Origin of the sequence: Amycolatopsis cynarae (assembly GCF_026802195.1) — a bacterium.
Taxonomy (GTDB): domain Bacteria; phylum Actinomycetota; class Actinomycetes; order Mycobacteriales; family Pseudonocardiaceae; genus Amycolatopsis_E; species Amycolatopsis_E rhizosphaerae.
In genome coordinates, this window is the sequence record NZ_CP113836.1 from 1,088,987 (window position 1) to 1,113,559 (window position 24,573).

Sequence of the window (24,573 nt, forward strand, 5' to 3'; positions counted from 1 at the left end):
CTCCTGCGCCGCGAAACGACTTGGTACACATCCGGTGTGGACGGTTGCGCGGTTTGCCTCGGGCGTGTTCGCTAGCCCCATCCGTGTACTAACGTGGCCGGGGACAGCCCCCGGCCATCGGTCTTAGTTGGAGGAGTGACAGCAGTGGTCGCCGCTGGAGACGCTGATTACGGCAGCGTCGCCGAAAGGCTTGGGATCAAGCCCGACATGGTGGTTCAGGAGATCGGCTGGGACGAGGACGTCGACGACGACCTGCGCGCGGCGATCGAAGAACATATCGGTGGCGAGCTCCTCGACGAGGACGCCGACGAGGTCATCGACGTCGTGCTGCTCTGGTGGCGGGAGGACGACGGCGACCTGGTCGACGCGATCATGGACGCGCGGGGCCCGCTGGACGAGAACGGGGTCATCTGGGTGCTCACACCCAAGACCGGCCAGCCCGGGCACGTCGAACCCAGCGAGATCGCCGAGGCGGTGCCGACCGTCGGGCTCGCGCAGACCTCCAACATCAGCGTGGGGACCAACTGGTCCGGTACGAAACTGGTTTCACCCAAGTCGAAGTCCAAGCGCTGATCGTCCGCACGCTAAGGTGAGACGGCAGACGTAACGCGCGACGCGGGAGAGGTGCGCAAGTATGGCGGTCGAGGTCGGTTCCCAGGCCCCGGACTTCACGCTCAACGACTACAACAAGCAGCCGGTGACGCTGTCCTCGTTCCGGGGCGACAAGCCGGTCCTGCTGGTGTTCTACCCGTTCGCCTTCAGTGGCATCTGCACCGGTGAGCTGTGCCAGCTGCGGGACGAGTTCGCCGAGTACGACGGCAAGGGCGTGCAGGTGCTCGGGGTGTCGGTCGACACGCCGTTCTCGCTCAAGGCCTGGTCCGAGCAGCAGGGCTACCAGTTCCCGCTGCTGTCGGACTTCTGGCCGCACGGTGAGGTCGCCAAGACCTATGGTGTGTTCAACGAGGCCGCCGGCCTCGCCGTCCGCGGTACCTTCCTGATCGACAAGGAAGGTATCGTCCGGTTCGCCGAGGTGAACCAGCCCGGCGAGGCGCGCGACCAGGAGGCGTGGAAGAAGGCCGTGGCGGAACTGGCCGCCTGATCCGCCACCGCCGGTGCCCTCCGGGCCCGGCGGTGCGGGCGCATAGCTCAGCGGAAGAGCACTTGCCTTACAAGCAAGGGGTCGCAGGTTCGAACCCTGCTGCGCCCACCGAAGAAAGTCCAGGTCAGCACCTGGATTGCATCTCGTGAGAGCCCGTGAGAAGCTGCGCCGACAGGCCCAGATCTCACAAAATCTCACGTAGCACGCTATGTAGTTGTTCGGTTACCGCTATCCGAGAAGCTTCGCCAGGACGTCCCGGCCCTGCTGCAAGTCCTCGGTGTTCGGGTGCACGTACACCCGGTCGGCCATGCTCAAGTCCGCGTGACCGGCCCACGCCGACACGATCGGCCCCGGCACCCCCGACATCCTCAGGTAGGTCAGGCAGGCGTGCCGGGCGTCGTACAGCCGCACCCGCCGCACCTTCGCCGCGTCCATCAGCTTGTACGCCCGACGCCGCAGCCAGTCCGTACGGCATGGCCGCCCCAGCTCGTCGACGAGCACGTACCCGCTCTCGGTGTACGCCTCCTCGGCCGCTTGCTTCTCGTCGGCCTGCAAGGTCTGGAACGCCAGCAGGGCCGCAGAGACAGGCGCAGGGAGAGGAAGCTTCCGCTTCCCGGCCTCGGTCTTCGCGCCCTTCTCCTCGACCTTGCCGCCACCCTCGCCCCACACGATGGTTCGGGTGTTGTCGCCAACCGCGATCGTCCCGGCCGCCAGGTCGATGTCCGACCAGCGCAGCCCGCACACCTCGGCAGGCCGCAGACCGATCAGTGACAGCAGCAAGACCGCCTGCAAGCGGTGCCCCGCCAGCGAAGCGAGGAACGACTTCACCTCCTCCGGCGTCCACGGCTCGCGCTTCGTCTTCGCCTGCGTCGGACACTTCACCGGGGCCGCGACGTTGAACTCCACCAACCGCCGATGCACCGCACTGTCCAAGGCGGACTTGAGCCGAGACAGCGTGAGCTGTACCGACCGCGGGGAGAGGCCCGTGCCGGGCTGCCCGCCACGCTTGCGGCCGCTCGTCAGCATCCAATCCACCAGGTCCTCGACGTGCACCGTGGTGAGCTTCTGCAACGGCAGATGCCCGAACCGCTCGCGCGCCGGCTTGAGGGCGTTGGTGCAGTTGGCGACCGTGTTCGCCGCCTTGCCGCGGGTCGCCGACCGCACCCAGGTGTCCAGGAACTCGTTCACGGTCGTCTTGGTGGGTGCCGCGAACGCGCCTCGGCCGACGTCGTGCAACGTCTTCGCCAGGTCGGCCTCGGCATCCTTGCGCCGGTCGAACGTGCGCGTGATCTGCTTCCGCTTCCCGGTCTTCGGGTCCGTGCCGATGTCGCACACCCATCTGTAGCGGGTGCGGTCACCGACCCTGATCGGCTTGATCTTCGGCTGCGCCACCTTCTTCTCCTTCCTGCTGATTGAGCATTTCGCGGACCGCTGCCTCAGCCGCGCGCTTCGTCATCTCTTCAAGACGCCGTTCATGCTGGTCAAACGCGCGGTCGAGCACTTGGCGAAGGGCCGCGTTGTCGTCATCGCCTACCGCTTCAGCGGCCTCCTGCGTCTTCACCTGCAAGCGAATCCATGCGGGGAAAGCGGCGTTGTACGCGCTGATCCTCTTGAGGTCGAAGTTTTCCAGGTTTCCCCCGGATAGCTCCGTGTCCGGTCGTCCGATGATCCACTGCACAACGTCGCTCGCCTGCGCGGACGTGCCTGCCGTTAGGTCAAACCGTGCGTCGAATTGATCCGGCAAGAGCAGCACCAGCGGCGACACGTTCAAGGCGAGTGCAAGTGCGAGCCACTCGTCAACGGTGACCATCCGCCGGCGGCGCCCCGTCTCCCTCTCCCGCCTGCCGCTTTCGATCACGTACAGGGCCGGAACGGTCAATTGCGGCGCGCCCACCTGCTCGCACCGCTCGGCCAGTTCTTCGACGGACAACCGCCGCAACTTGCGAACCTGCCGCACGCGATCGCCCACTACGTCGCTGGGCACTGGGGAGTTCTTCACATCGCTGAAATCTACTGTGCGGATTGCGTGGACGTCAACCCATGGGGTACAACTAGCTGGACAGTGCAGATTGCGGAGAAAATCTAAGCGATCTGAAGAATCCCGAGGAGTCCCCATGCCGAAGATCGTCACGCTAGACGAGATCCGGAGCTGGCCCGCGACGGTCGACCTGCCGACTGCTGCGGCCGCCATCGGCGTCTCTCGCTCCCACGCCTACGAGCTGGCGAACCGCGACGAGTTCCCGTGCCGCGTGCTCAAGGTCGGCGGCCGGTACCGCGTCGTCACCAGCTCGCTCGTCGCCCTTCTCGACGACGCCCCGGCACGTGAGATCGCGTGAGAAACCCCCGCAAACGCGCAGATCAGCGCGTGCGCCCTTGCCAGTGGAAGAAGTGAAATCCGATGAAAGTGCCCCGCAACGGGAAGGACCGGAGCGCGCGCCGCGCTGCTCCGGCCTCCAAGACCAGCCGCCGCCAAGCTGCCAGTGCCGCCGATCGTACCGCTCGCGCCCGCCGGGTGAGCACCTTCCGGGCCTGCGCGCAGGCGTACGCCCACCTCAAGGCGCACCGTCTCGTATCCGAGACCGTCGTCGACACCCTCCAGCAGATCATCCGGGAGGCCGAGTCATGAGCGACGACACCGTGACCATCCCGCGCGCCGAGTACCAGCTCCTCGTCCTGGACGCCGAAGCGTGGCGGTTGCTCAACGAGAGCCCGCACGTCGCCGAGATCTTGGCCGAGTGGGTGGAGTGGTCCTACCTGCGCGACCTGTCCGAGTCCACCGCGGCGATGTCCGCCATGTACGACTGGCGCCACGAGGCCAGCGTGCCCAGCTACGCCGAGCTCGCGCGGAGGCGCAGCTCCTACGACACACCGGCCCGGACGCCGGAGCAGATCAAGGCGGGTGCCGACTACAGCTGGCGCCGGGTGGAGCGCGAGATCGCCGAGCAGCATCGGGGAGCGGCTGCGTGACCGTCCTGTCCATCCACCCGCGCCTCGTCACCGGCCCCGACCTCGACGTCCGGTGCGAGCGGTGCCGTCGACCGTTGTCGGCCCGGGTCTCCGTCGCGTTGGGCCTCGGCCCGGCCTGCCGACGCCACATCGAAACCACCGAACCGACCAGGAGGGCATCGTGAGCATCGCCTACGGCCACGAGCAGCCCGACGCCGACCAGTGGGCCGACCAGTTCGGCCCCGTCGTCGACGACGTCCACGACGACCCGATCAGTGTTGCCGCGTTCCCGGTGCTGCCCGCCGATGCGCTGCAAGGTGCGGCCGGCGCGATCGTCGGCGCCGTGATGCCCCACACGGAAGCACACGAGGCCGCGGTGCTGGCGACGTTGCTCGCCCGCTTCGGTGCCACGATCGGCGACCTGCCACACCTCCGGGCCGACAACCGGAAGCACGCCGCGAGGGTGTGGCCGCTGATTGTCGGCAAGACCAGCACCGGGGCCAAGGGCACGTCATCGGGCGTCGTGGACGCTCTCTTCGACGTAGCGGGAAACCCGGAGTGGTCGTTGCCGAAGATCGGCGGCCTGTCGTCAGGGGAAGGGCTGATCGAGCTCGTTCGCGACGGCACCGGCGATGACCCGAACGCGAAGAACTTCGACGAAGGTGTGACCGACAAGCGGCTCTACCTCGAAGAGTCCGAGTTCGGCGGCACGCTGTCGGTCATGGAGCGCAACGGCAGCATCCTGCCCCGGGTGCTCCGAGAAGCGTGGGACGGGGGAGTGCTGCGGACCCTGACCCGCGCCTCGCCGCTGGCCGCGACCGGTGCGCACATCGTGATCGTCGGGCACGTCACCCCCGGTGAGTTGAAGGTGAAGCTCACCGAAGCGCAGATGTCGGGCGGCACGATGAACCGCTTCCTGCCGATCGCTTCTCGCCGCACCAAGTTGTGCCCGGACGGCGGGAACATCCCGGAGCAGATCATCAACGCCAGTGGCGAGATCCTGGCCGATCGGGTCAAGCAGGCCCGCAAGGTTCAGGAGGTCAAGCGCACCGTGTCCGCAGGTGAACTGTGGCACGCGCGGTACGGCCACCTCCGACGGGAGATGCCAGACGGGCAGGTCGCGAAGATTCTCGCCCGCGCCGTCCCGCAGGTGCTCCGCCTGTCCCTGGTCTATGCCCTTCTCGATGGCCACCACGAGATCGACGAGCCGCACCTCCGGGCCGCCCTGGCGTTGTGGGACTACGCCAGCGCCACCGCCGCATGGATGTTCGGAATCGAGCCGGACAGCGGCGAGCAGGACAAGCTCGTCGACTTCATCGCGGCAGCGGGCAAGGCAGGCCGCACCAAGACCGAGATCACCGTCGACCACTACGGCAAGAACCGGAAGGCGCACGAGATCGACGCCGTACTGACGCCGCTCCTGCGAGACGGCCGCATCCGACAGGAGACGAGCAAGGGCCGCGGCCGCCCGGTGACGAGGTACTTCGCATGTTGATCCCTACGAACGAAACGAAGTTACGAACTAGTCCTCTGACCTGCGGAAACGCTGACGGCTTTGTTCGTTCGTTCGTAGTTCCCGAAATTAAGTCTCCGACGTTTCCGCAGGTCAGGGCCATCTTTCGTAACTTCGTTTCGTTCGTAGGTGCCGAGGAGGTGCACACCCCATGATCCAGCCGAAGACCACCCTCGTCGTGGCAACCACGGTCCGCGAATGGCTTCACGACTTCCTCGCTCACACTGGTGGCGTCGCGACTTCTGACGACGTGATGAAGGCCGGGCAAAAGGCCGGCTACTCGCCGGACCAGCTCAAGCGCGCGAAGAAGCCGAAGGACGGCTACCCGAAGGTGCACAGCCACAAGACGGGCATGGGAAGCGGCTGGGTCTGGTCCCTTGCGGCCGACACCGAAGGGAGCACGAAGAGCGCGAAGAGAGCAGAGGTCGAGAACCCGCGCTCTTCGCCGGAGCACACCGAAGGGAGCACGACGGGGGCAACACTTGGGAACGTGCTCCCTTCGCTCCCTTCGGACGCTGGCCCCGTCGCCCAGCGGCCCCCGTACCCGTGCGACGAGTGCGGCGAGCCCGTGTTCAGCCCCGTCGGCGGGCGCCTGCACACGGCGTGTGAGAAGAAGCGGAAGGCGGCGTCATGAGCGAGGACCGCATGGGAGGCCGGCGGCGCCCGGTGACCTCATGGGCCGTCCGGGCAGTCGATCACCCGCGACCCATCGAAGCCCGTGACCCATCGACCGGGGTTCCACGGTGACCCCGGAGGAGATCGCCCGTGGTGATGCCCTGGCGGCGCGGGTGCTCGTGGCCGCCATCCTCGGCGATCAGACGGCCCAGCTCACCGCGTTGCACGAGCTTCGCGACGGAGTGGAGATCTGGGACCAGATCGACGCCTTGGCGGCCCTGGCGCGGGATCTCCTGGCCGAGCTGGGCAAGTCGGAGGCTGCCGTGGCGTCGTTGCGTCGGCGGTTGCTGCTGGCGGCGTTGCGGGAGGTCGAGCGGTGAGCGTGTTCAACGTCGGGGCCGAGTGCTCGGTGACGTTCACTGGCGAGGACGCGCTGAGGGTCGCGGAGATGCTCCGGGATTGGGTGCGGCAGCGTGAGCGCAGCCGTGGGCAGGTGCATCCCGCTCGCCGGGCGCTGGCTGATGCTGCGCAGCGCGCCGCCGAGGGTTACGCCGCGGAGCGCCGCCGGGTGTTGGCGGATTTCGGCATGTCCGGACCGAAGCGGGTCCGCAATGGACAGTCCGCGCCATGCTCGGCCACGTCAGAGGAAACCTGGCTACCCACCGAGGTTGTGGCCCAGCGGCTTGGGATCACCGAACGGCATGCCCGGAGGCTTGCGTGCACGGGGGCTCTACGAGCACAGCGCGCAGGCAGTGGCACGAGGCCGTGGCGGTTCGATCCAGCAGCGGTCGCGACGTGGGTGCCGAAGAAGATCGCCTGAAAGGAGGCGACATGGTCAACGTGTATGCGTTGCCTGAGCAGTTCCGGGCGAAGGCTGAGCGGATCCCGTCGCAGGTGTTGCGCGAGTTGTCGGCGGTGGAGGCTACGGCGCGGGTGATCGCGGCCGAGCGGTGGACGCGCGAGTTCACCTCGAACCCTGACCCCGTGACGGCGCGCGGTGCGGCCGAGTTGGCGCACAAGGTGCTCACCGCCCCGGCCGGGGACGTGGCCGGGGACTTCCGGGCGAAGGCTGCCGCGTGCGGTGATCCGGTGTTGCGGTCGGGCTACTTCGCCGCGGCCGAGGAGCACGACGGGGAGCATCCCGCGCCGACTGCCGCGGACATCGAGGCCGCGAAGGCTGCGGTAAGCGCCTTCAGTGCGTCGCTGAGCGCCCGGAAGGCCGCACCCCGCCGGATGGTCCGCAAGACCACCAGTAGCGCGGGAAACAGCGACCTGGAGCGGATCGTGGCCCGTGAGGTGGCTGCGGCGACGGCGCACATCGATCGGCGCACCCGAGAGCTTCAGGCAGATCTGGCGGCGGCCCGCGCCCAGGTTGCGGCCGACCGTGCCGCGAACCCTTCGGCGCAGGTCATGACCAAGGAGTCAAGCGGCATGCTGCTCAAGTCCGCGCCCGCCGAGGCCGGCCGGTACCGGCGCCTGGCCGACGAGGTGACCGACCCCGCGGCCCGTCGCGGATACCTCGCCCTGGCCGAGCAGGCCGAAGGGGGTGTCCAGTGACGACCACTGAAGCCACCCCGGAGGCCCGGATCGAGCAGCGGTCGGCGCAGTTGGCCCGCATTGACGCGCGCTGTGAGGAGATCTCGCAGGCGTTGGGCGCCCTGGAGGAGCACTTCACCGCGGCGATCGCGGCGGGGGAGAGCACCACCGACCTGTCGGGACAGCGGCGGGAACTGCTCGACGAGGCGGCCGATCTGGACCGGGCCACTGTCGAGGTGCGCCGCCACCTCGACGCCGCGCAGGCCGAGATCACCGAGCGGGAGACCCGCGCCCGCCTGGCCGAGGTCCGCGCCCAGCTCGACGAGCACACCGCCCAAGCGCACACCCGGGCCGAGACCCTCGGCGAACGGCTGGAAGGGTTCGTAGCGGCCCTGGTCGACGCGGCCCGTGCCGCGGTCGAGGCGGTGGCCGAGGTCGACGACGACGAACGGGAGGTTGCCCGCCTGCTGGGCCTGGAACAGTCCCTCGCCGAGCAGGTGGGGGAGCAGCCCCGGCAGCGTCTCCCAGAGCCGCGCGTCACCGGCTACTCGTTCGGTCAGCCGATCCTCGAACAGGACGGCTACCGCACCGGCATCCCGGAACGGGTCGTCGCCGAGCCCCGGGTGCTCGCGTTGTCCCGGAAGGGACCGACCGAAGCGCTGCGGGCGCTCGCCGAGGCCGCTGAACGGCACCTGCCCACCATCCACCACCTGTACTTCAGCTGAGGAGCAACCCACTATGAGCAGCATTCACCACACCGCCCACACCCTCGGCCGCGGTTTCCGCATCGAGTCTCTGCCCGGCCGCCTGGTTCTCGACCGTGATCCCCGTACCGGGCAGTCACACACCCTCACCAGCGCCGGGCAGCTCGCCGTCCTCGACGCGGTGAACGGCTACATCGACAGCCTCGACGCCGAGCAGCTCGCCCGGATCGAACTGCTCGCCCACCATCCCGACAGCGCCTTGGTGCACGTCGACGCCCACGGCGCGAAGGTCGCGACCGTGCCGCACGATGAGGAACGGCTCGCCGCCGCCCTGGCCGAGGTGGTGAAGGCACGCGGCATGACCGAGGACGCGCCGTAACCGACAGACGACGAAGGCCCCGCACCAGCACGGTGCGGGGCCTTTTCGCATGTGATCGCTGATCAAGTGACCGTGTTTTCTGTCCTCTTGACCAGCGGCGTTACGAGTCCATCTCACGTGATCTCACGGGATCGAGGCTGCGCAGGCGCGATCACGGGTCGGTCGAGCCGGTCGGCGGCGGCCGTGAGCTGGGTGGCGAGTTCGGCGAGGATCGATCCGAGTTCGCGGAGCTCGTCGGCGGGGAGCTGCCCGTGGTCCTGCTGGTGTTGGAGGATGCGTTGCACCGCTCGCCCGAGGCCGGTGTTGACCGTGGCCAGGTGGCCGAGCAGTTCGTACTCTTCGCGCGTCGTCATCGTTGGGTGCTCCGGCATGGCCGTCATAGCTGGTCAGGATACGGAGCACTGCGGTGCACTGCATAGCACTGCGACGCTTTCGTATGGTTTGCGCAGGTCAGGGGCTGGTTACGTTCCCCGCCGTGACCAAGGTGGCAGCGTTCGAGCCGGACCCGGACAGCCCGGTCTACGTCTATGCCCAGGTTGCGGAGCATGTGGCCGCGAGGATCGCCGCGGGCGAGCTGCCGCCCGGTGCGCGCCTGCCGAACGAGCGGGACATGGCCGCCGAGTACGGGGTATCGGTGGCGACGGTGCGCCGTGCCGTCGCCGAGTTGCGTGATCGGGGCGTGGTGCAGACGGTGCCGGTCAAGGGCACGTTCGTCACCAAGCGCTAGCGGACAGCGAAAGGCCCCCGACCTGTGAGAGGTCGAGGGCCTTCGGTTCACGCGGTCAGCGACACACCCATTCGCTGCTGCCGCCATCCGCCCGGTTGGCTGCGTCCCACAGCGCGTCCGGGTCGTAGGGCGTGTTACTGGGCTTGATGGTGTCGTCGAGGGACTTGGAGAGCTTCTTGGCCGCGACAGGGCCGTGCTTGGCGACGAACGCCTCCGCGTCCCGCCGCTGCTTCGCAATCGCCCGGTCGTTCGCGGCCTTCTGCCGCGTCCGGTTCTGCTCCTGCTCCTGCGCCCACACCTGCGCCGGGTCCGGCTTCTTGCTGAACCAACCCATGATCTCGTTCCCTTCTCTCGGTGTTTGGTGTTCGTTGCTCGTTGTCGGTATTCCGCTACTTCTTCTCGATCCAGCCAGCGCGGAGAAGCTCCTCGGCCTCCTCGTCGCTGTCCACGGTCACCACCACGTCGTCACCGTCGATCTCCATACCCATCCCGATCACTTCCTTCCTGTCGTCAGTTCGTCGTCGCGCAGGCACAGTCCCCGCGCTTGCAATCACACCCCGGCACGCCCGCCGAGGCCGAGTGCCCACACGATCAGCCCCGCCCCTGCCGCCGGAACTCGGCGTCACGGGCAGCTTCCTCAGCCGCCCACCGCTGACGCTTCGCAGCCTCGGCCCGCTCACGCTCCAGCCGCACCCTCTCCGACCGCGCCTTCGCAGCCTCCGCAGCCTCCGCCGCCCGCTGGCGCTCCTCCACGGCCTGACGGCGACTCTCCTGGCTCACAGCCACCATCTCAGCCGACGGCCGCGTCACCCGAGCCTCCAACTTGCGCATCAAGAAACCCATCCCAGTCACTCCTCTCCGTCGATGTCGCCGGTCCAGCAGTCGTCACACGGGCCGCTCGCACCGCACTCCGTGCATCCGGCCATCAGTTGCCGCCTTCCTTTCGTCACTCTCGGTCGCTGTCTTGGTTGACCGCCTCCGGTCTGGGGAGGGACCGGCCTTCACCGTCCCGAACCCCTGTTTTCCGGGCCTCCCAGCGGGTGGCCCACCGTGACTCCCTCACCTCCCTCCGTCACCGTTTTCCCTGATCAAGCCGGGGAGGGACCCCCAGGGAGCCTGGGAGGGAGTTCTCCCTCCCATCTCGGCGACTCCCTCAGTCCTCGAACTTGTCCCCGTCGCCCTCAGCAGCCGCGTTTTCGTCACGATCCGTAAGCGCTTCCTGCACCCGGGCCGCCGACACCTTCATGTGCCCGCCGGTCTTGTACGGGGCCGCGGAGTACGGCGTCAGGAACTCCGTCAGCCGCTCGAACGTCCACCCGCGGTACTCCCGCTCGTCCAACTCGGCCAGCCGCTGCAACACCTCCTGCGTCCGCACCCGCGGCTGGCCGGCCTGCCGAAGCACCTGCTCGATGTCGGCCAGGTGATCCCGCGGCGCCCGGTCCTCGCCGTCGACAGTGGCGACCTGACCGCCCCGCAACTCCGCGCCCCGCTCGGCGATCGCGCCCAGCTCATCCGCAGTCAGGAAGTGGGTGCGCAGTGCGCCCGGCTGATCCATGAACCCGATCGTGATCAGCGTGCCCGCGTCGTTCAGCGCGGTAGTCGTCTTCGGCTTCAACCCCAACGCCGAAATGCCGTTCTCGTGCGCCTTCTCCCCGAGCACCACGTTGTTGCGGTGCTTGTCGCTGATCGCGCCACAGGCCCTGTTCGAAGTCACGGCAACCAGATCCCGCGGCAACGACTGATCCGACGGCAATGGGGTGACGAACACGAGGACGATGCCGTACTTCCGGGCCGCCGAGTAGAACCGCACCATCATGTTCACCACCGCGCGCCGGTCCTCCGCCTTGTCCTGCCGGAAGAACGCCTGGCACTCGTCGATGACCACGATCCGGGGCCGCAACCCAGGCTCTTTCGCCGCAAGTTCCCTGGTCACATACCTGGCGCCGTGCTTCGCGAGCAGCCGCCCACGGTTGGTGAGATCAGCGTGCAGCCCCTGGATGTGCTCCATGCACGCCGCGACATTGCCCTCCGTGTCGCCCTTGACCAGCATGTTCAGGCACGGAAGGAGCGGGTCGTAGTCGAAGTTCTCGGCGAACACGAACACGTCGATGTCGACCAGCGGGTCCAGCACGGCCCCGGCCAGCAGGTCCAGGACCAGCGTGGTCTTGCCCGAGCCCATCCTCCCGGCGACGGCGAGGTTGCGTTCGAACACCTCGCAGATCACCGGGTTACCGCGGGGGTCGATACCGACCGGGAACCCGGTCCAGAAGTCCGTGGTGGCCTCGGCGAGGTTCTTGAGCAGCGGATACGGCGGCACGGGCGCCCGCAGCATGCCGGGCTCCAGGCGGAACAGGCTCAACACCGTGGAGTCCTCGGTGTCCGCCTCGATGAACAACTCCTCCGGGCGGCACCCGAGGTTGTGCGCGAGCAGCTCCCTCGCCTTGCCAACAGCCGCGACCGACGCGCCCTGGGGGAGCCGCAGCTTGGCGCTGTAGCCGTTGCCGTCGATGGCGGGCACCTGCACCCACGCGCTGTCGGTGTCGCGGTTGGGCCACCCTTCCTTGATCGCCGCGTTCAGCTTCGCGATACCGATGTTCGACAGGGCCGTGACCAGCGCGTTCTGGGTGAATTCGACGTAGGCGGTGCGCTTACCGGTGCGGCGCAGGGCCTCGGGCAGCACCTGCTCGCCCAGGCGCACGCCTTCCTTCCAGCGCCGGAACCCCCACACACCGAGCCCGGCCAGCAGGAACACCCACCAGTGCAGGACACTCCAGCCCACCACGTCGCCGGTGGTGGTGATGATCGCCCCGAGAGTGTGCAGCACGTCGGTCGCGTTCCAGTGCCCGAGCCAGTGCCCGAACCCGTTCAGCACGCCCGCGACCAGCGCCACGCCGAGCGCGATGACCAGCGCTATCGCAACTTTCTTGGCCGTCTTCCAGCCCAGATCCACCCACTTGTGCAAGGTGTCCACACGCAGGTGTCGGGCGTCCAGGATCTGCTTGTTCAGCTCCGCGACCCGGTCAAGGTCGCCGGCCTCCAGGGCGCGGGCGCGGGCGGCGCGGGCGTCGACCTGGTTGCGTTCGGCCTTCTTCCGCTGCCGTTCCGCCTCGACTCCTTTGAGGATGAAGGTGGCGTGGCGGCGGGCGAAGTGCATGGTCGCTTTGGTGTGGTCGTGGGTGACGACAGTGCGGACACTGCGCACCACCACCTCGCCGGTCTCCCGATACGCAGCGCGACGGGCGGCGGCTTTCTGGCGTTGGATCGCGGCGTACTGCTCGGCGGTCAGGACTTCGCCCTCCAGCGCTGGTGATGTCGTCTCCAGCTCGCCACCAGCGCGCCGCACCGGAAGCTGGCTCACCTTCGCGAGCCCGCCGCCGCGCGTCTCCTCACTCACGACTGGACCTCCTCGCTGGTGCTGCTGGAGATCCGCTGGCGATCCGCGGTCACCAGCTTCGCCAGCGCCGACGCCAGCCCCAGCACAGCGACCGGGACGCAGGCGACGAGCATCGTGATCTGCCACGGCGCCGCAGCCATGTTCGCGGCGGCCATCAGGTGGTAGGCGACCTGCGCGCCAGCGCCGATCGCCAGGCTGGAGACGCTGGAGATCTTCGCGAATCGGACAGTGCGGGGGGAGAGGGTGGCGGAGCCGAGCCAGCAGCGCAACGCGTACGCGCCGTACGCCTCGACCGACAGCGGCAGCACGATCGACGTGTTGAGCTGGAATTTGTCCACGATCCCCGGCAGGGGCGTGATCATGCCGAAACCGCACAGGCGGCCCAAACCGACCCAACCGGACCACACAGCGACCGCGGCGGCCAAACCGATGATCAACAGCGGCCACGGACGCGGCTGGCGACCGCTGGAGACCGGCTGGAGAACTGGATCACCAGCCGGGCCGGGCTGGATCTCCAGCACCTCCAGCCCATCACCAGCCGCCTCCACCGGCATCGGCACCGGCTCGGCAAACACGGGCATCTCGTCGGTGTCCGGAACGTTGTCCGACTCGGCTGGAGACCCGCTGGAGACCGCTGGAGGCTCGCTGGCGACGGCTGGAGATTCGTCGTCCTCCAGCCCCTTAGACAGCACCTCCTGCGCGCGGCGCACCTGATACTCGGACAGGCCCGTCAGGCGCATCAGCGTTGGGCGGCCGGGTGGCTGCTCTCCAGCGGCCTCCGCTTCCTTGATCACTGCGTGTACACGCTCGATGATGTCGTCGAGCTCCAGCATCGGGGTGCTCATGAGGCACCACCACGCCGCCGCCGCCGCAGACGCCGGGACCGAGCGGCCTCCTCAGCAAGGAACCGGACCGTGTCCTCCCGAACCGCGCGCAGCTCGGCCGCCGTCTGCTCCGCCGCAACCGCAGCCCGCTCCGCCGCCTCGGCCTGCCGCTCAGCGACGAGCAGTTCGGCGAGCCGCACATGCACCTCGGCGGCGGCGAGGCAGGCCTTGGTGTCCGACTGGTGGTAGTCGGCCAGCTTCAACAGGTTGATGACCTGCTCGCGGTGCTCCTGGACCGTCGCAGGGGCCGGTTGCCTGTCGAACACGTCGTCGATGGCGTTGACGTACGGGCTGGGCTGGGTCTCCCAGTACTTCGGGGCCCGGTAGTCAGTCATGACCTGATCTCCTTCTCGTTGTGGTTGGTGCGGTACTCGTGTGCGGCCCACAGCAGCGCCACCAGCCCGGCCGCGAGCAGCCACCACGGCGACACCAGCCACGCCAACACCACCGGCACCGCCACCCCCGCCAGCTCCAGCCAGTGCCAGCCCATCCACGCCGCGGTGCGCGCCGGCCACGGCGGCACGGGACGGGCCACGGGCACGAGCTCGGCGCCGGTCTGCGGCGGGGTGGTGTCGGTGGGGGTGCGGTCAGGCATAGACACGCTGCTCCTCCTCCGTGTAGCGGTGGACCGGCGCGGGGGGCGCCGCGGCTTGGCGGGTGGCGTATCGGTCGAGGCCACGGAGTGCGGCTTCGAGGCCGAGGACGAGTAGGAGCACGGGCAGGCGCACCAGGTGCAACACCAGGAACGCCAGCAACGCCAGGACGAAGCGCAGGAGCGCGGGCGCACCGTAGGCGCGCAACACCTCGAACAGGCTCACCGGGCACCCCCGGGCTGCTCGGCGAGGGCCTGCCCGTACCGCCCGCCGCTCCAGGCGTCGAGGGCCTGAATCGCGAGCCGGTAAGCGCGGGCCTCGGCCATCCAGTGATCGGCGGTCGCGGGGTACCGCTTCGCGGCCTCGATCGCGTCGTCCCGGAGCTCAAAGAGGCGAGCCTCGAACCCCACCAGTTCCTCGTGGGACATGCGTGCGGCGTTCACCGGGCCACCTCCGGGGTGGCGAGCTTCGCGGCGATGGTCAGCGCCCGCGCCAGCTCCAGCGCCTCGGCCGGGGTGAGGGTGAACTCCCGGGTGCCCTGGTCGCCGACGATCACCCGCGGCTCGATCTCCCGGTGGTGCTGCACGAGGTACACCTCGACCACGGCAGCCTCGGCCGTCACGGCCCCGGCGGCACCGTGCGAGATCTCCGGCGCCTCCAGCGTCAGCGGCATCTCGGCCGACCAAGTCGAGAAGTGGTTACGGTCCACGGGGGCCGCGTCGTCGGTGTGCTCCGCGGAGCACCAGACCGGGCAGGGCGCCGCCTGCCAGTACGGCCGGCGCTTCGGGGCGATCTCCAGGACCGCGGGCGACTGCGCAGCCGCAGCGGTGCCGATAGTGTTCGTCACGGGTCAGACCTCCAGTGTCTGATCAAGGCCCCGGCCGGTGTTCGGATCACCGCGTCCGGGGCCGTCCCGTCTCACGCACGTCTCACGGAATGCGCGAGAGGGGACGGAATTGGAGTGTCTGACCTGGACTTTCGTCGGACCGTTCGGACCCGCAACCGCACGTGCGGAACGGGTGGACGGTGATCATTCCCCTTACAAGCAAGGGGTCGCAGGTTCGAACCCTGCTGCGCCCACCGTGTTCGGTGGCCCTGGGGGCCACCTTCCCGGTGTCTCGTTTCGTTGTGGGGGCCGAGCCCCCACACCCCCACGGTGCGTGCTCGTCGCCTGGGCGGGCGCTGGGGGCGTCGGGCTTCGACCAGCATCGGTTTTGGCGTGCGGTAGCCCCTGGGGGCCACCTCGCCGGGGTTTTGTGAGGACCCATTCCTCCTTGTGGTCGAATCTTCGACCTTGACTTCCTGGTACAGCCGCCCGGAGATCACAACCGTTTCCGGCGTCATGGAACTGTTCAGGTTACCTTCGCTCACCCGATTCAGCTTCATTTCGGAAACAATCGCGCTCGTTTCCGGAAAAAATGTGGAGGGGCCGTTGCCCGAGGATGGCGACGTGTCGTCACGGCACCGTTGCGGTGCGCTGAAAAGCGAAACCCGGTCCCGGCACCGGGAAAAGGCGACGGGACCGGGTTTGCCGTCCCTGAACGGGAGGCGCCGGTTCAGCGCACGAAGAAGGTGACCGTGTCGCTGGCGTGGCGGCAGATGCCCCGCTCACTGTCGAAGTCGGCTCGCACCGTGTGCCTGCCGGGGGTGAAGATCCTGGTTCCGATGTTCGCGTGGCGGTTCCGGTCGACGCGGTCCCTGCCGAGCAGTCGGCGATCGCGCAGGTCGTAGAAGGTCACCGTGCCGCGGAAGTCGCCGCGATCGCAACGGACCCGCGCGTCGAATCGGACGAACTGTCCGCGGTGTACGTCTCTGGGGGAGTAGTTGAGGTTGATCCCGGACCCGTGCTGGACCAGGCGGCCCTCCGCGGCCACGGCCTGCGAGCCGAAGGCCAGAAGGGCGCCGAAGGTGGCCAGCAGCAGGACCAGGATTCGACGAACCTTCCGCTTTGGTGATCCTTTCATGCGGATCTCCTCCTTGTGTTTCGCGGTTTCCGGACAACTTCACTTCCTAGGGATCCGGAATCGCGACCACAAGGATTATCCGGCCGTTTCACGTGGAGTGGGCTATTTTTCTGCTCATTTTCTCCGGCGGTCGGCGAATAAACGTCTTCATCTGCCCCGGGTGAATACGGCCGGCCTCAGCGCAACCGGTCGACCTCTTCGACCAGTGTGCGGATCTCGTCGTCGGTGTTGTAGTAGTGCACCGACGCGCGCACTGGTTCCGGAAGAGAACGGGAGCTGAAGTCGTACTGCGCGGACGTGCGGCTGGTGACCGAGGTGTTGATCCTGGCCTCGCCCAGCCGTTGCTTCACCTGGGCCGAAGGCACTCCCGCGACGGTGAAGGCCACGATGCCGCACCGGCGCTTGCCGCGGTCGTGCACCGTGACCCCGGGCACCTGCCCGAGGTCGGCACGCAGCCGTTCCGCCAGTGTGGTCACCCGTTCCTCGATCGCGGGCAGCCCGATCGCCAGTGCGTAGTCGACAGCCGCGCCGAGCCCCAGGAGCAGCGCCTGGTTGCGCTCCCAGGTCTCGAACCGCTTGGCGGACGCCTCGACCTGGTAGGTCGACGGCGAGGTCCAGGTGGCCGAGTGCAGGTCGAGCATCGCCGGTTCCAGCCGCTCCCGCAGCCGTGGATGCACGTACAACAGGCCGGTGCCGCGGGGACCGCGCAGGTACTTGCGGCCGGTGCCGGTCAGCGCGTCACATCGCAGCCGCGTCACGTCGAGATCGAGCTGGCCGATCGCCTGGCAGGCATCCAGCAGGAACGGGATGCCCGCCTCCTCGGCGATCGCGCCCACCTCCTCGGCCGGGTTGACCAGGCCGCCGTGCGTGGGCACGTAGTTCATCGAGATCAGTTTCACGCGGTCGTCGATGCGGCGGGCCAGGTCGGCGACGTCGAGTTGACCGCTCTCGTCGTCGTCGACGACCTCGACGTCGGCGCCGCTCTGCAGGTAGGCGATGGCATTGCTGGCGTACTCGGACCGGCAGGTAAGGATCCGGTCGCCGGGACCGAGGCGCAGCGCGTAGAAGACGGCCTGCCAGGACCGGGTGGCGCTGTCGGTGAAGGCGATGTCGTCCTCGGCGGCACCGAGCAGGCGCGCGGTGGACGTGTACGCGGCGGAGATCCGGTCGGCGGCCGCGTCGGCCGCTTCGTACCCGCCGTGCCGGGCCTCGTCCCGCAGGTAGTCGAGCACGGTGTCTGTCACCGGGGCCGGTGGCAGCGACGAACCCGCGTTGTTGAAGTGGATCACCTCGGCGCAGCCCGGGGTTTCGTCCCGGAACCGGCGTACGTCGTCAGCTCGCATGCACCCGACACTATGGGCGCCTCCGGCCTGTCCGCCAGGGGTTTCCGGCCGCGCCCACGCGCCGGTGCCGCCACCGGGCGCCCTCCGGTCACACGGTCTTGATCACACCCCCGTCGGCCAGGTAGTCGGCTCCGGTGAGGTTGCCCGACAGCGGCGAGGCGAGGAAGGCGACCAGTGCCGCGGTCTCCTCCGGTTCCGTGAGCCGTCCCGTGGTGATCCCCATGCGGGCGGGGACGTGCGCGAGGAACTCGTCGAGGCCCATGCCCGCTTCCTCGGCGAGTTGCCCGGCGTACCCGCCGGGGTCGCCCCAGTTCTGGGTACGGGTGGGGCCGGGGCTCACGGTGAGCGCCCGCAGACCCCGGTCGCCGAACTCCTCGGCCAGCGCCTTGGTGAGGTTGTTGAGGGCGGCCTTGGCGGTGCCGTAGTCGACCGGTTTGAACGCGGCCCTGGCGCCGATCGAGGAGATGTTGATGACGACTCCGCGGCGCCGCAGCAGGCCGGGCAGCAGCGCGCGGGTGATCCGGACGGTGCTGAACAGGTTCATCTCGTAGGTGCGCTGCCAGTCGTCGTCGGTGAGTTCGAGAAAACCGCCCGCCGCCATGCTGCCGCCGGGCACCCCGCCGAAGTTGTTGACCAGGATGTCGGCGTCGCCCACGTGCCCGGCCAGCAGCGTGCCCGCGCCGGGGCCGGTGAGGTCGACCGGTACCGACGTCACACCGGGTACCGGGCAGGTACCGCGGGCGGCCGCGAACACGGTGGCGCCCTCCGCCGCCAGAGCCCGTGCGACGGCCAGTCCGATGCCCTTGCTCGCGCCGGTCACCACGGCGGTCCTCCCCGTCAGCTGAAGATCCACTTCTGGTTCTTTCTTGAACTGTAGTTACAAAATAGGGGCGTGTGAACGGTGGATTCCGGCTCGCGGAGGGTGTGGTTACAGTGCGCGCAGTGCCGTCTCGGTGAGCGCGGCGAGCCGCCGCGGATCGGGATCGGCCTTGGCCAGCACGCGGACGCCGTTGATCGTGGTCAGGAAGAACGCGGCGAGTGCGCCCGCGTCGGCGTCCGCGTCGATCTCGCCGGACCGCTGACCCTCTTCGATCGCGCCTCGGAACGCCGCCTCCTGGCGCTCGAAGGTCCGCCGCACCAGGTGGTTGATCACCTCGTCGTGCTCGGCGAATTCGATGGCTGTGTTGGTCATCAGGCAGCCGCGGCGGTCTTCCCTCGCCGCCGTGACGACGAGATCGAGTGCGGCCCGCAGCCGCTCGCGTGCCGGGCCCGGCCCGTCCAGCAGCTCGATCAGGCGGACGGTGACCTGCTCGTGGTACCGGCGCAGCGCGAGTTCGAACAGCTCGTGCTTGCTGTGGAACGCGTTGTAGAGGCTGCCCCGCCCGATACCGAGCGCGTCGACCAGTTGCTGGGGGGTGGTGCCCGCGTAGCCGTGGGCCCAGAACACCTCCATCGCGCCGGCGACGGCCTGGTCGGGGTCGAAGGACTTGCCGCGTGCCATGCCCGAACCCTAGCTAATTCTGTAACCAGAGGTCAAATAAAGCCGGTGCGGCACGCCTGCGCGAAACCGCGAGTGAGGGAAGCTAGGCTGGCTCCTCAGCCGGTAGGTACCGCTCAGGGGAGGTTTTCGCTGGTGTCGAACGATTCCTTCGTCCACCTACATGTGCACACCGAGTACTCGATGCTCGACGGTGCGGCGAAGATCGCCCCGCTGTTCGCCGAGGCGAAGCGGCTGGAGATGCCCGCGGTGGGGATGACCGACCACGGCAACATGTACGGCGCGGACGAGTTCTACCAGCAGGCGAAGAAGGCGGGGCTGAAGCCGATCATCGGCATCGAGGCCTACCTCGCGCCGGAGAGCCGGTTCCACAAGAAGCCGGTGTTCTGGGGGCAGACCAACCAGCGCGGCGCCGACGAGTTCGGCGAGGGCGGCGACGTCTCCGGCGGCGGTGCCTACACCCACATGACGATGCTCGCCGAAAACGCAACCGGTCTGCGCAACCTGTTCAGGCTTTCCTCCCTGGCCAGCACCCAGGGCTACTACCGCAAGCCCCGCATGGACCGCGAGCTGGTCTCGGAGTTCCACGAGGGCATCATCGCCACCACCGGCTGCCCCTCCGGCGAGGTGCAGACCCGGTTGCGGCTGGGGCAGAAGGGCGAGGCGCTGCAGGCCGCCTCCGACTACAAGGACATCTTCGGCGCGGACAACTTCTTCCTCGAGCTGATGGACCACGGGCTGCCGATCGAGCGCTCGGTCCGCGAGGGGCTGCTCGAAATCGGCCGCCAGCTGAACCTGAAGCCGTTGGCCACCAACGACTCCCACTACGTCACCCAGGGCCAGGCCGATTCGCACGCGGCGCTGCTGTGCGTGCAGTCGGGCAAGACGCTCAACGACCCCAACCGGTTCAAGTTCGACGGCGACGGCTACTACCTCAAGTCCGCGCAGGAGATGCGCGCCTACTGGGACCTCGAGGTCCCCGGCGCGGCGGATTCGACGCTGCTGATCGCCGAGCGGGTGCAGCCCTACGACGACGTCTACACCCACAAGGACCGGATGCCGGTCTTCCAGGTCCCCGAGGGGTACGACGAAGCCAGCTGGCTGCGGGCCGAGGTCGCCCGCGGCATGAAGTGGCGGTTCCCGCAGGGCGCGCCCGAGGGCTACGACGAGCGCATCGAGAAGGAACTCGAAGTCATCATCGGGAAGGGGTTCCCCGCCTACTTCCTCGTCGTCGCCGACCTGATCAACCACGCGCGCAGCGTGGGCATCCGGGTGGGGCCCGGGCGTGGTTCGGCCGCCGGTTCGCTGGTGGCCTACGTGCTGGGCATCACGAACCTGGACCCGATCCCGCAGAAGCTGCTGTTCGAGCGGTTCCTCAACCCCGAGCGCGTGTCGATGCCCGACATCGACATCGACTTCGACGACCGCAGGCGCGGCGAAATGGTGCGCTACGCCACCGAGAAGTACGGCGCCGACCGCGTCGCCCAGGTGATCACCTTCGGCACCATCAAGACCAAGGCCGCGATCAAGGACTCCGCGCGGGTCCACTTCGGCCAGCCCGGGTACGCCATCGCCGACAAGATCTCGAAGGCGCTGCCGCCGCCGATCATGGCCAAGGACATCCCGCTGTCCGGCATCGTCGACCCGCAGCACGAGCGCTACGGCGAAGCCGCCGAGGTGCGCACGCTGGTCGAGACCGACGAAGAGGTCAAGACGATCTTCGAGACGGCGCGCGGGCTCGAAGGGCTGATCCGCAACGCCGGTGTGCACGCCTGTGCGGTGATCATGTCCAGCGAGCCGCTGATGGACGCGATCCCGCTGTGGATGCGCGACGACGGCTCGATCATCACCGGCTGGGACTACCCGTCGTGCGAAGCCATCGGCCTGTTGAAGATGGACTTCCTCGGCCTGCGCAACCTCACCGTCATCGGCGACGCGATCGACAACATCAAGTCCAACCGGGGCGAGGAGGTCGATCTCGACACCCTCGGCGTCGACGACCCCGAGACCTACAAGCTGCTCAGCCGCGGTGACACGCTCGGCGTGTTCCAGCTGGACGGCGGGCCGATGCGCGACCTGCTGCGCCGCATGCAGCCGACCCTGTTCGACGACATCGTCGCGGTCGGCGCGCTGTACCGCCCCGGCCCGATGGGCATGAACGCCCACAACGACTACGCCGACCGCAAGAACGGGCGGCAGCAGGTCAAGCCGATCCACCCGGAACTGGAAGAACCCCTGAAGGAGATCCTGGCCGACACCTACGGCCTGATCGTCTATCAGGAACAGATCATGCACATCGCCCAGAAGGTCGCCGGCTACACCATGGGCCGAGCGGATGTGCTGCGCCGGGCGATGGGCAAGAAGAAGAAGGAGGTCCTCGACAAGGAGTTCGAGGGCTTCCACGCCGGGATGCGGGCCAACGGCTTCTCCGACGAGGCGATCAAGGCCCTGTGGGACACGATCCTCCCGTTCGCCGGGTACGCGTTCAACAAGAGCCACGCGGCCGCCTACGGCCTGGTCTCGTACTGGACGGCCTACCTCAAGGCGAACTACCCCGCCGAGTACATGGCGGCCCTGCTCACCTCGGTCGGTGACAACAAGGACAAGTCCGCGGTCTACCTGTCCGAATGCCGCAGGCTCGGCATCAAGGTGCTGCCGCCGGACGTCAACGAGTCCGGCCAGCGCTTCGCCGCCGTCGGCGACGCCATCCGTTTCGGTCTCGGCGCGGTGCGCAACGTCGGTGCCAACGTGGTCGAGTCGATCATCAAGACGCGGGGGGAGAAGGGCAAGTACTCCTCCTTCACCGATTTCCTCGACAAGTCCGAACTCGTCGTCTGCAACAAGCGGGTCATCGAATCGCTGATCAAGGCGGGCGCGTTCGACTCGCTCGGCAACACACGGCTGTCCATGATCGGGGTCCACGAGGACGCGGTCGAAGCGGTGGTGCCGCTCAAGCGCCAGGAGGCGATGGGCCAGTTCGACCTGTTCGGCTCGGCGGGTGACGAAGAAGGCGATGCCGCGTCCTCGTCGTCCTCGTCCCCGCTGGCGCACCTGAAGTTCAACGACGAGGAATGGCCCCGCAAGCAGCTGCTGTCCTACGAGCGGGAAATGCTGGGCCTCTACGTGTCGGCCCATCCGCTCGACGGTGCCGAACGGATCCTGCGCAAACACGCTCCCCGCCCCATCGCCGCGATTCTCGACAACCCGCCCAAGGAAGGCGAACTGATCGTCTCCGGCCTGATCACCTCGCTGGAACGACGGGTGAACAAGAAGGGCGAGCCGTGGGCCATCTGCACGGTGGAGGACATGGACGCCGCGCTGGAGGTGCTGTTCTTCCCCAAGTCCTACGCGATGTTCTCCGCGGACCTCGTCGAGGACAACGCCGTCCTGGTGAAGGGCAGGGTCAACTGGCGTGAGGACAAGATGTCCGTCTTCGGTGGCGGACTGGTACCCCTCGACCTGTCCGAAGCGGGCAACGGTGACGAGGAACCGCCGCTGGTCCTGCACTGCACGGCCGAGAAGCTCGACAAGAGCGTGGTCGGCGAGCTCAAACAGACCCTGCTCGCGCACCGCGGGGACACCCCGGTCCGGTTGAAGCTGATCGGCAGGCGGCGGGAAACCGTGTTCGCGCTCTACGACTACCCGGTCAAGGTGACTTCGATGCTGATGGGCGAGCTGAAGGGGATCCCGGGGATCACCGCGGGCACCTGAGCAATGCTTGCGGACGCTAAGCGAGTCACCATGGAGTGGTGACAGCGTTCCAAGGGAAGTCCCCTGGCCGATCCCGCGGCGAAGAGGATCCCCGGCGGTGGAAGGCGCTGGCGGTCACGCTGGCCGCCGGTTTCATGAGCCTGCTCGATGTCAGCATCGTCAACGTCGCGCTGCCTTCGATCCAGCGTGGTATCGGCGCCGACGCCGGAGCCGCGCAATGGGTGGTTTCCGGCTACGCGCTGACCTTCGGGCTGGTGCTGGTGGCAGGCGGACGGCTGGGTGACGCACTGGGGCGGCGCAAGATGTTCCTCATCGCGCTCGCCGCGTTCGTGGTCACCAGCGCGCTGGCGGGCGCCGCGCCGAGCGCGACGCTGCTGGTGTGCGCACGGCTGCTGCAGGGCGCCGCGGGCGGATTGCTGACCCCGCAGAACTCCGGGCTCATCCAGGACCTGTTCCGCGGTGCCGAACGAGGCCGTGCGTTCGGCATCTTCGGTGCCGTGGTGGGCATTTCCACCGCGGTCGGGCCGGTGCTGGGCGGGCTGATCCTGGCCGTGTTCGGGGAGGCCGAAGGCTGGCGCTGGGTGTTCTACGTCAACGTGCCGATCGGGGTGGTCACCTTCCTGCTGGCGATGCGGCTGGTGCCGGCCGGGGCGGGCCGTCGTGCCAACCTCCGGTCGGAGATCGACTTTCTCGGCATGGTGCTGCTCGGGCTCGCGGTACTGGCCGTCCTGCTGCCGCTGGTGGAGTCGGAGCAGGACGGGATGCGCCGGTTGTGGTGGCTGTTCCCGGTCGCCCTCGCGCTCGGCGGCGCCTTCGTCTGGTGGGAGCGGCACACGGTCCGCCGGGCCCGGGCACCGCTGATGGACGTCCGGTTGTTCACCTCGACCCCGGGGTACGCGTCGGGCACCGCGCTGGGGGCCACCTACTTCTGCGGGTTCGCCGGGATCTGGCTGGTGTTCGCGATCTTCTTCCAGCAGGGGCTCGGTTACTCACCGTTGCAGTCCGGTCTGTCCGTGACCCCGTTCGCGATCGGTTCGGCGGTGTCCGCGGCGCTCGGGGGGCGGCTCGTCGGCCGCCTCGGCCGGAAACTGACGGTGATCGGGCTGGTCCTGGTGATCATCGGGCTGGGCGTGATCGTGGCGCTCATCCGGCTGGTGCCGCCCGCCGATCTCGGGCCGGCCCTGATCGCGCCGCTTCTGGTGGCCGGGGTCGGGGGCGGGATGGTCATCGCGCCGAACACGACGCTGACGCTGGAGTGTGTGCCGATCAGCATGGCCGGGGTCGCCGGTGGTGCGCTGCAGACCGGGCAGCGGATCGGCACCGCGATCGGCACCGCCGTGCTGGCGGGGGTGCTGCGCGCGGTCGTCGCCTCGCCCCACGGTGACTACCCGTCGGGCCTTGCGATCGCGATGCTCTGCGCGGAGGGATTCATCCTGGTCGCGCTCGTGCTGGGCATCTGGGAACTGTTTGTGCGGCGAGTACGGGGCTCGACCAATCGGCCACCTAGCGTAATATTTGCTGCTCCATCTGAGTGATGGTGACGGTGAGGTGCTAGCCCAACTGGCCGCTACCCGGTAAACCTTGTTTCGCCTTCACCAGGAGGAATTCGCTACACATCGTGGCGGTCCGGCTGGCGGTCCGGGGATGGGGCCACCAGCGGGCGAAGC

The 24,573-nt window shown here is 68.3% G+C and carries 32 protein-coding genes and 1 tRNA gene; 17 read left to right on the forward strand and 16 right to left on the reverse strand.

Annotated features, from left to right (window positions below; all coding sequences use genetic code 11):
- Positions 1-144: 144 nt before the first annotated feature.
- The 3 genes from ORV05_RS05310 to ORV05_RS05320 all read left to right on the forward strand — a co-directional run bounded on the left by ORV05_RS05310 (position 145) and on the right by ORV05_RS05320 (position 1,207).
- The gene (locus tag ORV05_RS05310; protein WP_144591124.1) at positions 145-573 is read left to right on the forward strand and encodes a DUF3052 domain-containing protein; all 429 of its coding nucleotides are present in this window, start codon (positions 145-147) and stop codon (positions 571-573) included.
- Between the two features lie 61 nt (positions 574-634).
- Positions 635-1,099, forward strand: coding sequence for a peroxiredoxin (locus ORV05_RS05315; protein ID WP_144591125.1), 465 nt, complete (start codon positions 635-637; stop codon positions 1,097-1,099).
- 36 nt (positions 1,100-1,135) lie between these two features.
- Positions 1,136-1,207, forward strand: a tRNA-Val gene (locus ORV05_RS05320).
- 120 nt (positions 1,208-1,327) lie between these two features.
- On the opposite strand, the gene ORV05_RS05325 is transcribed toward ORV05_RS05320, so the two are convergent.
- Entirely contained in the window at positions 1,328-2,491 is a 1,164-nt protein-coding gene (locus ORV05_RS05325) for a tyrosine-type recombinase/integrase (RefSeq protein ID WP_268757333.1), read from the reverse strand.
- The gene (locus ORV05_RS05330) at positions 2,454-3,083 is read right to left on the reverse strand and encodes a helix-turn-helix domain-containing protein (RefSeq protein WP_268757334.1); all 630 of its coding nucleotides are present in this window, start codon (positions 3,081-3,083) and stop codon (positions 2,454-2,456) included. Before ORV05_RS05330 ends, ORV05_RS05325 begins: the two co-directional genes overlap by 38 nt.
- Positions 3,084-3,213: 130 nt before the next feature.
- Between ORV05_RS05330 and ORV05_RS05335 the strand changes: the two genes are divergently transcribed.
- From ORV05_RS05335 to ORV05_RS05385, 11 genes are all read left to right on the forward strand, one after another.
- Entirely contained in the window at positions 3,214-3,435 is a 222-nt protein-coding gene (locus ORV05_RS05335; protein ID WP_268757335.1) for a helix-turn-helix transcriptional regulator, read from the forward strand.
- A gap of 62 nt (positions 3,436-3,497) precedes the next feature.
- Positions 3,498-3,725: a hypothetical protein gene (locus ORV05_RS05340; protein WP_268757336.1), complete on the forward strand. Its 228-nt coding sequence runs from the start codon at positions 3,498-3,500 to the stop codon at positions 3,723-3,725.
- The gene (locus ORV05_RS05345) at positions 3,722-4,066 is read left to right on the forward strand and encodes a hypothetical protein (protein WP_268757337.1); all 345 of its coding nucleotides are present in this window, start codon (positions 3,722-3,724) and stop codon (positions 4,064-4,066) included. The genes ORV05_RS05340 and ORV05_RS05345 overlap by 4 nt, the downstream gene beginning before the upstream one ends.
- Positions 4,063-4,230, forward strand: a complete 168-nt coding sequence (locus ORV05_RS05350; protein ID WP_268757338.1) for a DUF6011 domain-containing protein — start codon at positions 4,063-4,065, stop codon at positions 4,228-4,230. The genes ORV05_RS05345 and ORV05_RS05350 overlap by 4 nt, the downstream gene beginning before the upstream one ends.
- Entirely contained in the window at positions 4,227-5,540 is a 1,314-nt protein-coding gene (locus ORV05_RS05355; RefSeq protein WP_268757339.1) for a hypothetical protein, read from the forward strand. Before ORV05_RS05350 ends, ORV05_RS05355 begins: the two co-directional genes overlap by 4 nt.
- 169 nt (positions 5,541-5,709) lie before the next feature.
- Entirely contained in the window at positions 5,710-6,192 is a 483-nt protein-coding gene (locus ORV05_RS05360; RefSeq protein ID WP_268757340.1) for a hypothetical protein, read from the forward strand.
- Between the two features lie 109 nt (positions 6,193-6,301).
- Positions 6,302-6,553 (forward strand): hypothetical protein, encoded by a 252-nt coding sequence (locus ORV05_RS05365; RefSeq protein ID WP_268757341.1) that lies wholly within the window; start codon positions 6,302-6,304, stop codon positions 6,551-6,553.
- Complete coding sequence (locus tag ORV05_RS05370; protein ID WP_268757342.1) at positions 6,550-6,993, forward strand: helix-turn-helix domain-containing protein; 444 nt, start codon at positions 6,550-6,552, stop codon at positions 6,991-6,993. Before ORV05_RS05365 ends, ORV05_RS05370 begins: the two co-directional genes overlap by 4 nt.
- A gap of 11 nt (positions 6,994-7,004) precedes the next feature.
- Complete coding sequence (locus ORV05_RS05375; protein WP_268757343.1) at positions 7,005-7,730, forward strand: hypothetical protein; 726 nt, start codon at positions 7,005-7,007, stop codon at positions 7,728-7,730.
- A complete protein-coding gene (locus ORV05_RS05380; protein WP_268757344.1) occupies positions 7,727-8,434 on the forward strand; it encodes a hypothetical protein in 708 nt (235 codons plus the stop codon). Before ORV05_RS05375 ends, ORV05_RS05380 begins: the two co-directional genes overlap by 4 nt.
- Positions 8,435-8,447: 13 nt before the next feature.
- Positions 8,448-8,792 (forward strand): hypothetical protein, encoded by a 345-nt coding sequence (locus ORV05_RS05385; RefSeq protein ID WP_268757345.1) that lies wholly within the window; start codon positions 8,448-8,450, stop codon positions 8,790-8,792.
- Between the two features lie 113 nt (positions 8,793-8,905).
- On the opposite strand, the gene ORV05_RS05390 is transcribed toward ORV05_RS05385, so the two are convergent.
- Positions 8,906-9,145: a hypothetical protein gene (locus ORV05_RS05390; RefSeq protein WP_268757346.1), complete on the reverse strand. Its 240-nt coding sequence runs from the start codon at positions 9,143-9,145 to the stop codon at positions 8,906-8,908.
- Between the two features lie 122 nt (positions 9,146-9,267).
- Here ORV05_RS05390 and ORV05_RS05395 point away from each other — a divergent pair, with 122 nt between their 5' ends.
- A complete protein-coding gene (locus ORV05_RS05395) occupies positions 9,268-9,519 on the forward strand; it encodes a GntR family transcriptional regulator (protein WP_268754681.1) in 252 nt (83 codons plus the stop codon).
- A gap of 55 nt (positions 9,520-9,574) precedes the next feature.
- On the opposite strand, the gene ORV05_RS05400 is transcribed toward ORV05_RS05395, so the two are convergent.
- From ORV05_RS05400 to ORV05_RS05460, 13 genes are all read right to left on the reverse strand, one after another.
- On the reverse strand, positions 9,575-9,853 hold the full coding sequence (locus ORV05_RS05400; RefSeq protein ID WP_268757347.1) for a hypothetical protein: 279 nt from the start codon (positions 9,851-9,853) through the stop codon (positions 9,575-9,577).
- A 257-nt stretch (positions 9,854-10,110) separates the two neighbouring features.
- Positions 10,111-10,299, reverse strand: a complete 189-nt coding sequence (locus tag ORV05_RS05405; RefSeq protein ID WP_268757348.1) for a hypothetical protein — start codon at positions 10,297-10,299, stop codon at positions 10,111-10,113.
- A 373-nt stretch (positions 10,300-10,672) separates the two neighbouring features.
- Positions 10,673-12,913: an ATP-binding protein gene (locus ORV05_RS05410; protein ID WP_268757349.1), complete on the reverse strand. Its 2,241-nt coding sequence runs from the start codon at positions 12,911-12,913 to the stop codon at positions 10,673-10,675.
- On the reverse strand, positions 12,910-13,758 hold the full coding sequence (locus ORV05_RS05415) for a hypothetical protein (RefSeq protein ID WP_268757350.1): 849 nt from the start codon (positions 13,756-13,758) through the stop codon (positions 12,910-12,912). Before ORV05_RS05415 ends, ORV05_RS05410 begins: the two co-directional genes overlap by 4 nt.
- Positions 13,755-14,132, reverse strand: coding sequence for a hypothetical protein (locus ORV05_RS05420; RefSeq protein WP_268757351.1), 378 nt, complete (start codon positions 14,130-14,132; stop codon positions 13,755-13,757). The genes ORV05_RS05415 and ORV05_RS05420 overlap by 4 nt, the downstream gene beginning before the upstream one ends.
- Entirely contained in the window at positions 14,129-14,398 is a 270-nt protein-coding gene (locus ORV05_RS05425) for a hypothetical protein (RefSeq protein ID WP_268757352.1), read from the reverse strand. The genes ORV05_RS05420 and ORV05_RS05425 overlap by 4 nt, the downstream gene beginning before the upstream one ends.
- The gene (locus ORV05_RS05430; protein ID WP_268757353.1) at positions 14,385-14,615 is read right to left on the reverse strand and encodes a hypothetical protein; all 231 of its coding nucleotides are present in this window, start codon (positions 14,613-14,615) and stop codon (positions 14,385-14,387) included. The genes ORV05_RS05425 and ORV05_RS05430 overlap by 14 nt, the downstream gene beginning before the upstream one ends.
- Positions 14,612-14,833, reverse strand: coding sequence for a hypothetical protein (locus tag ORV05_RS05435; protein ID WP_268757354.1), 222 nt, complete (start codon positions 14,831-14,833; stop codon positions 14,612-14,614). The genes ORV05_RS05430 and ORV05_RS05435 overlap by 4 nt, the downstream gene beginning before the upstream one ends.
- Positions 14,830-15,237: a DUF6907 domain-containing protein gene (locus ORV05_RS05440; RefSeq protein WP_268757355.1), complete on the reverse strand. Its 408-nt coding sequence runs from the start codon at positions 15,235-15,237 to the stop codon at positions 14,830-14,832. The genes ORV05_RS05435 and ORV05_RS05440 overlap by 4 nt, the downstream gene beginning before the upstream one ends.
- Before the next feature lie 709 nt (positions 15,238-15,946).
- A complete protein-coding gene (locus tag ORV05_RS05445; RefSeq protein WP_268757356.1) occupies positions 15,947-16,354 on the reverse strand; it encodes a hypothetical protein in 408 nt (135 codons plus the stop codon).
- A gap of 176 nt (positions 16,355-16,530) precedes the next feature.
- Positions 16,531-17,697, reverse strand: a complete 1,167-nt coding sequence (locus ORV05_RS05450; RefSeq protein WP_268757357.1) for an aminotransferase class V-fold PLP-dependent enzyme — start codon at positions 17,695-17,697, stop codon at positions 16,531-16,533.
- An 88-nt stretch (positions 17,698-17,785) separates the two neighbouring features.
- A complete protein-coding gene (locus ORV05_RS05455) occupies positions 17,786-18,550 on the reverse strand; it encodes an SDR family oxidoreductase (protein WP_268757358.1) in 765 nt (254 codons plus the stop codon).
- A 75-nt stretch (positions 18,551-18,625) separates the two neighbouring features.
- Entirely contained in the window at positions 18,626-19,198 is a 573-nt protein-coding gene (locus ORV05_RS05460) for a TetR/AcrR family transcriptional regulator (protein ID WP_268757359.1), read from the reverse strand.
- A gap of 132 nt (positions 19,199-19,330) precedes the next feature.
- Between ORV05_RS05460 and dnaE the strand changes: the two genes are divergently transcribed.
- A complete protein-coding gene (dnaE, locus tag ORV05_RS05465) occupies positions 19,331-22,906 on the forward strand; it encodes a DNA polymerase III subunit alpha (protein WP_268757360.1) in 3,576 nt (1,191 codons plus the stop codon).
- 134 nt (positions 22,907-23,040) lie between these two features.
- The gene (locus tag ORV05_RS05470; RefSeq protein ID WP_268759708.1) at positions 23,041-24,441 is read left to right on the forward strand and encodes an MFS transporter; all 1,401 of its coding nucleotides are present in this window, start codon (positions 23,041-23,043) and stop codon (positions 24,439-24,441) included.
- Positions 24,442-24,573: the final 132 nt, after the last annotated feature.